The following is a 10,330-nucleotide window of genomic DNA, read 5'->3' as shown; positions in this document are numbered from 1 at the left end:
ATGCGCCGACGCACGGGCGGTGTGTTTGGCTCCATCGCGAGGCGACGCAGGTCTACGGGGTGGATGTCGAGAGTGGCATGCTCTGGCATCGGGCCGGCGAGGATTCCGCGTGCTCGCGGTCACTGGCGAGGCGGCAATGCCGGCCGCCGAGCGGAAATCATTGATTGAGGTCGGCAGCCCTTTTGCCGACGATTGGGTGATGCACGGGTCTGATGCAGGGACCGTGCTCGCCGAAGTCGGGGACGGCATCGCTGAGGACTTGTCCGACGTGGTGTTGACAGCGGGTGCCGCGGCCGATGTTCCGGATTTGCCGGACGAGGTTCGCGTGCACGTGGGAACGAAGGAGTGGTGGACATGACGCGCGAGGTTGCCGGCGAGGCTGTCGAGCCGGGCTCGCAACGGCGGCGACGGTCCGAGCGCCCGAGTAGGCGCCCACGGTCTGCGCGTACCCCACTGCTTCCACAACTGCTTGCCGCCGCGGTCGAGGCCAACCCGGATGGGGTGGCGCTGGTCGGGGACCGTGCGCTGACGTATGGCGAATTGGACGCGATGTCCTCGCGCATCGCAAGGCTGCTGATTGGCCGCGGCTACGGCCCCGAGTCGTTCGTGGCGATCGGCATGCGCCGGTCGATTGAATACGTGGTGTCGCTCTGGGCCGTCGCCAAGACCGGCGCAGCTTTCCTGCCCATCGACCCGGCCTATCCGCGCGACCGCATCGAGTACCTGCTCAGTGATTCCGGCGCGAAGCTCGGCCTGACAACGGTGGAGCATGCGGCCACCCTGGGAGACGTCCTGGATTGGATTGTGCTCGACGATCCGGCCACGGTCGCCGCATATGAGGCTGAGTCCGGCGATCCCGTTAGCTACGCCGAACGGGTATCGGTCCTGCGGGCCGAAAACCCGGCGTACGTCATTTACACGTCCGGCTCCACTGGCCGGCCGAAAGGTGTTCTGGTCCCGCATGGCGGCCTGGCGTCGTTGTGTGCTGAGCAACGAGAACGATACGGCGTCACACCGCAATCCCGGGTGTTGCAATTCGGATCGCCAAGCTTCGACATATCGGTCGGCGAACTTCTCACCATGGTGGGCGCGGGCGCGACGATGGTGATCACGCCGCCGGATCTGTACGGCGGCCCCGACTTTGCAGATTTCCTGCGGCGGGAGCGGGTGACGCACACGCTCATCACCCCTTCCGCACTCGCGACCCTGGACCCGACCGACCTCGACGACCTGTCCGTGGTGGTGGTCGGCGGCGAGGTGTGTCCGCCAGAGCTTGCGGATCGATGGGGGTCGCGGGTTCGTTTCCACAACGGATACGGTCCGACCGAGACCACGATTCTGACCCACATCAGCGATCCGCTGGTACCTGGGGAGCGTGTGACGATCGGTGCGCCTCTCCCGAACACCGCATCGTGGGTGCTCGACGCTGGACTGCGGCGTGTGCCGGTCGATGTCGTGGGTGAGTTGTATCTGTCTGGACCCGAATTGGCGCGTGGCTATCACGAACGCCGTAGCCTCACCGCCGATCGGTTCGTGGCAAACCCGTACGCGGCGGGTGAGCGGATGTACCGCACCGGGGATCTTGTCCGCTGGACGGAGTCCGGCGAGATCGACTACGTTGGTCGCTCCGATTTCCAGGTGAAGATCCGGGGATTCCGGATCGAGCTCGGCGAAATCGACTCGGTACTGAATGCATTTGAGACCGTCGACTTCGCGGTGACGATCGGCCACACATCCGACGCCGGTTCGGCGTCGTTGGTCGCGTACGTGCTGCCCGTGGACGGTGCCGAACTCGACACAGATGCGTTGGCAGAGCACGCTGCCGAGCACCTACCTGCGCACATGCTGCCCGCGCTGTACATGGTGCTGGACGAGATCCCGCTCACCGTGAACGGCAAGCTTGATCGCCGGGCACTTCCCACGCCGGTGTTCGAGGCGGCGGAGTACCGTGCGCCGAATACCCCGATCGAGCAGGCTGTCGCGGAGGTGTTCGCGGAGGTCCTCGGCATCGAGCGGATCGGCCTGGATGATCATTTCTTCGCGCTCGGCGGCAACTCCATCCTCGCCACCCGAGTCGCAGCCCGGCTCGGCGCCGTTCTGGATCGATCGGTGCCTGTGCGGTTGTTGTTCGAGGCGCCTTCGGTCGAACGGTTCGCTGTCGCAGTGGAATCGGACGCCGGCGCCGGGCGGGTCGCACTGGTTGCCGGTCCGCGGCCGGAACTGGTGCCGTTGTCGTTTGCGCAGCAGCGCATGTGGTTCCTCAACCAGTTGGATCCGGATTCCGCCGCTTACAACGTGCGCCTTGCCATCCGGCTGACGGGTGATCTCGATATCCCCGCGCTCGAGATGGCGGTGCGCGACCTCGTTGCCCGGCACGAGTCGCTGCGCACGATCTATCCCGAGGTCGAAGGCTTCGGACCGGTGCAGAAGGTGCTGCCGGTGGCCGAGGCGGGGGTCGAGCTCGTCGTCGAGTCGGTGACGACCGAGCGCACCTTCGAGCGCGTCCATGCCGTGTTGATGGGTGGGTTCGATGCTCAGACGCGGGTTCCCGTGCGGGCTCACCTCCTCGATGTGTCGGATGCCCCTGGCGAGCACGTCCTCGTCGTGGCCGTGCATCACGTGTCCGCCGATGGTGCGTCGGTGGCCCCGTTGGCGCGAGATGTGATGGTGGCCTACGAGTCCCGTACGCGCGGCGAGGCGCCGGGCTGGGCTCCGATGCCGGTGCAGTACGCCGATTTCGCGCTGTGGCAGCGGGAAGTTCTCGGGTCCGAGGAGGACCCGGAGTCGTTGATTTCGCGTCAGATCGCTTACTGGGCACAGCAATTGGCGGGCGCGCCGGATCAGTTGGATGTGCCATCGGATCGGCCGCGGCCGGCGGTGGCCTCGGGCCGTGGTGGTGTGGTTCCGATCGAGGTGTCCGCGAATGTGCACGCGGCACTCGTGGACCTCGGCCGTGCCTACGACACAACGCTTTTCATCGTCGTGCATGCCGCACTCGCCGTCCTGCTGGCGCGTCTTTCGGGAACCGACGATATTTCGGTCGGCACGCCGATCGCAGGTCGTGGTGAGCGTGAACTCGATGACCTGATCGGCATGTTCGTCAACACCCTGGTACTGCGCACCGTGGTGGATTCGAGTGAATCGTTCGTCGATCTGCTCGCGCGCACGCGTGAGACCGATCTCGGAGCATTCGGAAACGCCGATCTGCCATTCGAGCGTCTCGTCGAGGTACTCGACCCGGCGCGTTCGCAGGCGCGCAACCCGCTGTTCCAGGTGGGGCTGTCGTTCCAGAACCTGGCCGAGAGCAGGTTCGAGTTGCCCGGCCTGACCGTCGAGCCGGCCGGAACCGACGCGGGACTCTCGCAGTTCGACCTGAACTTCATTATCGGTGACAGTTACGACGAGCACGGCACCCCGATGGGTCTCGGTGGCGAGGTGACCTTCGCGACCGACCTGTTCGACGAAGCCACCGTCGCGGTGTTCGCGCAGCGCTTCGGTCGCCTGCTCGAATCGGTCGTGACGGATGCGTCGATGGCAATCGGCGATATCGAGTTGCTCGATCCCGCCGAGCGCACTGCGGTGCTCACCGAACGCAATGCAACCGATACCGGTGCGTTCGACGGCTTGTTGCTCGATCGGTTCGAGCGTGCTGCCGCGACGTCACCGGATGCGGTGGCCGTGGTGTACGAGGGTGCGCAGCTGACCTACGGCGAGTTCGCGGATCGCGTTAATCAGCTTGCACGCCATCTGATTTCGATGGGTGTCGGCCCCGAGTCGCGGGTTGTGCTCGCGATGCGGCGCAGCCTGGATCTCGTGGTCGGCATGTACGCGGTCGTCACCGCTGGCGGCGCCTACGTGCCGGTCGATCCGGATCATCCGGCCGAGCGCATCGGCTGGGTGTTGGAGTCTTCGGATCCGGTGGCGGTGCTGTCCACTACCCGGGATGGTTTCGACGCGGGGGACAAGTCTGTCGTTCTCCTCGACACCCTTGACCTTTCGCAGCACTTGGCCGCCCCGCTCACCGACGCGGATCGCGTCGCTCCCGTTCGCCGGGACAACTCGGCGTACGTCATCTACACCTCGGGTTCGACCGGCCGGCCGAAGGGCGTTGCGGTCCCGCACGCGGCGATCGTGAACCAGGTCGGCTGGATGATCGGCGAGTACGACATCACCGCCGGAGACATCTACCTGCAGAAGACGGCGACGACGTTCGACGTCTCCCTGTGGGGTTACTTCCTGCCCCTCGCTGTGGGGGCGCGCCTGATTGTCGCCACCCCCGATGGCCACCGCGATCCCGCCTATCAGTGCCGGGTTATCGCCGAACATGGTGTGACCCTTACCGACACCGTCCCGTCGATGCTGTCGGTGTTCGCGCGCGAAGCCCGCGCCGAGCAGTTGGTGACCCTGCGGGACATCTTCCTGATCGGTGAGGCGCTCCCGATCGAGACGGTGCGCGCCTTCGCCAAGGTGTCGTCGGCGCGGGTGCAGAACCTGTACGGCCCGACGGAGGCTGCGGTGTCGATCACCGCTGTCGAGGTCCCGGCAGATGCCACCAGTGTGACCATTGGTGTGCTGGAAGCGAATTCGCGCGCCTACGTGCTCGATTCGCGCCTGCGACTCGTGCCGGACGGCGTGTCGGGTGAGCTCTACCTTGCGGGTGTGCAGTTGGCGCGCGGGTATCACGGCCGCCCGGATCTGTCCTCGGACCGGTTCGTCGCCGACCCGTTCGATCCCGCTGGCGGTCGCATGTACCGCACCGGTGACCTCGTTCGCTGGACGCTGAACAGTGAACTGGACTACTTGGGCCGCACCGACTTCCAGGTGAAGTTCCGCGGTCAGCGCATCGAGCTCGGCGAGATCGAAACAGCGTTGCTGGCGCAGGAACAGATCGGTCAGGCGGTTGCGATCGTGCGCGCCGATGATCTGGGTGACCGACTTGTGGCCTACGTGGTCCCGCGCGTGGCGGGGACAGAGATCGTTGTCGACGAGTTACGGGCGGCGGTCAAGTCGCTGCTGCCCTCGTACATGGTTCCCGAGTCGGTGATCGTGCTGGACGCGTTCCCGTTGAACGTGTCGGGCAAGTTGGATCGTAAGGCGTTGCCGGAGCCGGTGTTTGCGGTGGCGGTGTTCCGTGCCCCGACGACTCCGGTGGAGCAGGCCGTGGCCGGCGTGTTTGCCGAGGTGCTCGGGATCGGGGCGACTGGGGATGGGTCGCAGCAGGTCGGCCTCGATGATGACTTCTTCGCGCTGGGCGGCAACAGTCTGCTCGCGACGCGGGTGACGTCGCGCCTTGGTGCGGTGCTGGACGCCACGGTGCCGGTGCGGATGCTGTTCGAGGCGCCGACGGTGGAACGCCTTGCGGTAGCGGTGGAATCGCACACCGGAACAGGCCGCGTCGCGTTGGTCGCGGGTCCGCGCCCGGAGCGGGTGCCGTTGTCGTTGGCGCAGCAGCGGATGTGGTTCCTGAACCGGTTCGATCCGGATTCGGTCGTGAACAACCTTCCGATGGCGATCCGGTTGTCGGGCGCGTTGAATGTCGATGCGTTGCAGGCCGCGATTGGCGATCTGTTGGTGCGGCACGAGTCGTTGCGCACGATCTACCCCGAGATCGACGGTGTCGGGTTCCAGCAGGTGCTGCCCGCCGCCGAGGTGGCTTTGGATCTGGCGCCCGTGTCGGTGGACCACGCCGAGGTTTACGGCGAGGTGGCCGGCTTCGTGGGTCGCGGGTTCGACGTGACCGTCGAGGTGCCGGTGCGGGCCCGGCTGCTGAGGGTTGCCGATGTCGACGACATCACCGATGGCACAGCTGCGCCCGACGAGTTCGTTTTGATCGTGGTGGTGCATCACATCGCGGGTGACGGCTTCTCGATGGGGCCGCTCGCGCGGGACGTGATGGTGGCCTACGAATCCCGCACCCGCGGTGAGGCGCCGGGGTGGGCGCCGCTGCCGGTGCAGTTCGCGGACTTTGCGTTGTGGCAGCGCGAGGTACTCGGCTCCGATGACGATCCGGAATCGCTGCTCTCGCGCCAGATCGCCTACTGGAGCGATCAGCTCGCGGGCGTGCCGGATCAGCTCGACCTGCCTGCGGACCGCCCGCGTCCGGCGGTGGCATCGGGCCGCGGTGCCGCGGTCGCGTTCGATATCCCGGCCGACCTGCACACCGCGCTGGTCGGGGTGGCGCGGGCGCACGACTCGACGTTGTTCATGGTGGTGCACGCGGCGCTCGCGGTGCTGTTGGCGCGCCTGTCCGGCACCGGCGATATTGCGGTCGGTACGCCGATCGCGGGTCGTGGCGAGCGTGAGCTCGATGATCTGATCGGCATGTTCGTCAACACCCTGGTGCTGCGGACCGGTGTCGATGGTGGCGAGTCGTTCACCGATCTGCTCGCGCAGACGCGGGAGACGGATCTGGCCGCGTTCGGGCATGCGGATGTGCCGTTCGAGCGGCTGGTGGAGATTCTCGATCCGGTTCGCTCGCAGGCACGCAACCCGTTGTTTCAGGTGTTGTTGTCGTTCGAGAATTTCGGGCAGGCCGAGTTCGAGTTGCCGGGCCTGTCGGTGTCGGGGCTCGACGCCGGGGATGTCGTGGCGAAGTTCGATCTGTCGGTGACGATGGGTGAAAACCCTGCCACGGGTGGTCTTTTCGGGTCTTTGGCGTATGCGACGGACCTGTTCGACGAGTCGACGATGCAGGTGTTCGGGCAGCGCCTGGTGCGGGTGCTCGAGGCTGTTGCCGCGGATCCGGCTGTGTCGGTGGGCGATGTCGAGATCTTCGAGACCGGCGAGTTGGCGGCCTTGCTCGCCGGGTCGGCGGGCACCGGTCACGATGTGGCCGAGGCGTTGCTGCTCGACGGGTTCGAGCGTGCTGCGGTAGCGACTCCGGATGCGACGGCGGTGGTGTTCGAAGGTGAGTCCCTGACCTATGCCGAGTTCTCGGCGCGGGTGAATCGTCTGGCACGGCATTTGGTTTCGCTGGGTGTGGGTCCGGAGTCGCGGGTCGCGGTGGCGATGCGGCGTGGCACCGACCTGCTGACCGGGATCTATGCGGTCCTGGCTGCCGGTGGTGCGTATGTGCCGGTGGATCCGGATCATCCGGCCGACCGCACGGCGTATGTGCTGGAGTCCGCGGATCCGGTGGTGGTGCTGACCACGACCGATGCTGGCGTGGACGTGGGGGACAGGTCTGTCCTCCTGCTGGACACCCTGGATGTGTCGGGCTACTCGGCGGATCTGGTGACGGATGCGGACCGTGTCGCGCCGCTGCGGACGGCGAACACCGCGTATGTGATCTACACGTCGGGGTCGACGGGTCGCCCGAAGGGTGTGGCGGTCAGCCATTCGGCAATCGTGAACCAGTTGGCGTGGTTCCCCGAGCAGTTCGACCTGTCCGCGGCCGATGTCGTGCTGTGGAAGACCCCGACAACGTTCGATGCGTCGGTGTGGGAGTTGTTCGCCGCGTTGCGGATCGGGGCCGGGTTGGTCGTCGCCGCCGCGGACGGGCATCGCGACCCCGCCTACCTCGCCGCGCTGATCGAGGAACAGTCGGTCACGACGGTGCAGTTCGTTCCGTCGATGTTGTCGGTGTTCGTTACCGAGGTCTCGGCCGGTCGGTGCGCGTCGCTGCGTCGGGTGTTCACCGGTGGTGAGGCGCTCAGTGGCGAGGTCGCGCAGCGGATGCGTGCCGCGGTGCCGGGTGTGGTGGTGCACAACCTGTATGGCCCGACCGAGGCCACTGTTCAGGTGACCGCCCGCACGGCATCCGAGACGGATGTGTCCGAGGTGCCGATCGGTTCGCCGGCGTGGAACACCCAGGTCTATGTCCTGGATGCGCGGTTGCGGCCGGTTCCGTCCGGGGTGATGGGTGAGCTGTATCTCGCGGGTGCGCAGTTGGCGCGTGGCTATGTCAGCGCGGCGGGTCTGAGCGCGGAGCGCTTCGTCTCCAATCCGTTCGGCGCGGGGGATCGTCTGTACCGCACCGGTGACCTGGTGCGGTGGGGCAAGTCCGGGGAACTCGAGTACGTCGGTCGTACCGACTTCCAGGTGAAGTTGCGTGGTCAGCGCATCGAGCTCGGTGAGATCGAGGCAGCGCTGCTCGCGGTCGAGGGCGTTAGGCAGTCCGTCGTGATGGTGCACGACGATGGCATCACCGATCGTTTGGTGGGTTACGTCATTGGCGATGCCGCACTGGACGCGGATGCCGTGCGGGGTGCGGTCGCGGAGCGGGTGCCGTCCTACATGGTGCCCGAACGGGTCATGGTGCTCGAGGCGTTCCCGCTGAATTCGTCGGGCAAGTTGGACCGTAGGGCTCTGCCGGCGCCGGTGTTCGAGGCTGCGGTGTTCCGTGCGCCCACGACTCCGGTCGAGCAGGCCGTGGCGGCCGTGTTCGCCGAGGTGCTGCGGGTCGAGCGGGTCGGCCTGGACGATGATTTCTTCGCTCTGGGCGGCAACTCGCTGCTGGCGATGCAGGTGGCCTCCCGCCTGGGCGCGGCCCTGGATGCGACCATCCCGGTGCGGGTGTTGTTCGAGGCGCCGGTGGTGGAACGCCTTGCGGTGGCGGTGGAGTCGCAGGCAGGCACCGGTCGCGTCGCACTCGAGGCCCGGCCGCGGCCCGAGCAGATCCCGCTGTCGTTCGCGCAGTCCCGGATGTGGTTCCTCAACCAGTTGGATCCGGAGTCGTCGGTCAACAACATTCCGATGGCGATCCGGTTGTCGGGCGAACTCGATACCGCTGCACTGCAATTGGCGGTAGCCGATGTGGTTGCGCGGCACGAGTCGCTGCGCACCATCTACCCGGAGATCGATGGATTCGGGTTCCAGCAGGTGGTGTCCGCTGCCGACGCAGTTCTGGATCTGTCACCCGTGCCGGTCGTGCAGGCCGGCGTGTTCGCCGAGGTGGCCGGTTTCGTGGGCCGCGGGTTCGACGTGACCGAGCGGGTGCCGGTTCGCGCCCGTTTGCTGCGGATCACCGATGTCGAAGACGTCGCCGATGGAACAGCTGCGCCCGACGAGTTCGTGTTGGTCGTGGTCGTGCATCACATCGCCGGTGATGGCTTCTCGATGGGTCCGCTCGCGCGGGACGTGATGGTGGCCTACGAGTCCCGCACCCGCGGCGAGGTGCCGGGCTGGGCGCCGCTGCCGGTGCAGTACGCCGATTACACGTTGTGGCAGCGTGAGGTGCTCGGCTCGGAGGACGATCCCGAGTCGCTGATCGCCGGTCAGGTCGATTACTGGACGAAGCAACTTGCCGGTGTGCCTGAGGAATTGGGCCTTCCGTTCGATCGCCCGCGTCCGGCGGTGGCGTCCTTCGCCGGTGCCGCCGTCGGCTTCGAGATCGATGCCGACCTGCACGCCGGGTTGATTGCGCTGGCTCGCGCACATGATGCGACGCCGTTCATGGTCGTACACGCCGCGTTGGCGGTCCTGCTCGCACGGTTGTCCGGTGGCGAGGACGTGGCGATCGGTACCCCGATCACGGGTCGTGGTGAGCGCGAGCTCGACGATCTGATCGGCATGTTCGTCAACACGCTGGTGCTGAGGACCGGCATCGAGGGCGGCGCCTCGGTCGCCGACCTGCTCGGGCGAGTGCGGGAAACCGATCTGGCGGCGTTCGGACATGCGGATGTGCCATTCGAGCGGCTGGTCGAGGTCCTCGATCCAGTCCGGTCGCAGGCACGTAACCCGTTGTTCCAGGTGATGCTGGCGTTCCAGAACTTCGCCCAGACCGAGTTCGCATTGCCCGGCCTCACTGTCGCCGGGCTCGATGCCGGGGAAGCGTCACTGGCGAAGTTCGATCTGTCGGTGACCGTCGCGGAACGCGATGCTGCGTCGGCCGCGCCGGGTGGGCTGGTCGGCAGTGTCGTGTACGCGGTGGACCTGTTCGACGAGGCCACGGTCACCGGTTTCACGCGGCGTTTGGTGCGCATGCTGGAGGCGATGGTCGCGGATGCGGCTGTGCCGGTAGGAGATATCTCGATCCTCGAGGCCGGCGAACAGGCGGCATTGCTGGCCGGGTCGGCGGGCACCGCTCGTGTGGTGGATGAGGTGTTGCTGCTCGACGGGTTCGAGCGGGCTGTTGCGGCGACGCCGGATGCGACCGCGGTCGTGTTCGAGGGCGAGTCGTTCACCTACGCCGAGTTCTCGGCGCGCGTGAATCGCCTTGCACGGCATCTGGTTTCGCTGGGCGTTGGTCCGGAGTCCCGGGTCGCTGTGGCGATGCGCCGCGGCACCGATTTGCTGACCGCGATCTACGCGGTGGTCACCGCGGGTGGTGCGTATGTTCCGGTGGATCCGGATCATCCGGCCGAGCGGATCGGGTATGTGCTCGACTCCG

At 66.7% G+C, this 10,330-nt stretch carries 2 protein-coding genes; both read left to right on the top strand.

Annotation, left to right across the window (positions count from 1 at the left end; all coding sequences use genetic code 11):
- The first annotated feature begins 109 nt into the window (after window positions 1–109).
- Window positions 110–358, top strand: coding sequence for a hypothetical protein (locus tag A8G08_RS05590; protein ID WP_068271283.1), 249 nt, complete (start codon window positions 110–112; stop codon window positions 356–358).
- On the top strand, window positions 355–10,330 hold a 9,976-nt coding region (locus tag A8G08_RS05585), incomplete at its 3' end, for a non-ribosomal peptide synthetase (RefSeq protein WP_157108419.1). The genes A8G08_RS05590 and A8G08_RS05585, both read left to right, overlap by 4 nt.

The sequence above is a fragment of the Aldersonia kunmingensis genome (genome assembly GCF_001646865.1).
Lineage (GTDB): Bacteria > Actinomycetota > Actinomycetes > Mycobacteriales > Mycobacteriaceae > Aldersonia > Aldersonia kunmingensis.
This window is presented reverse-complemented; position numbering and strand designations above follow the sequence as displayed.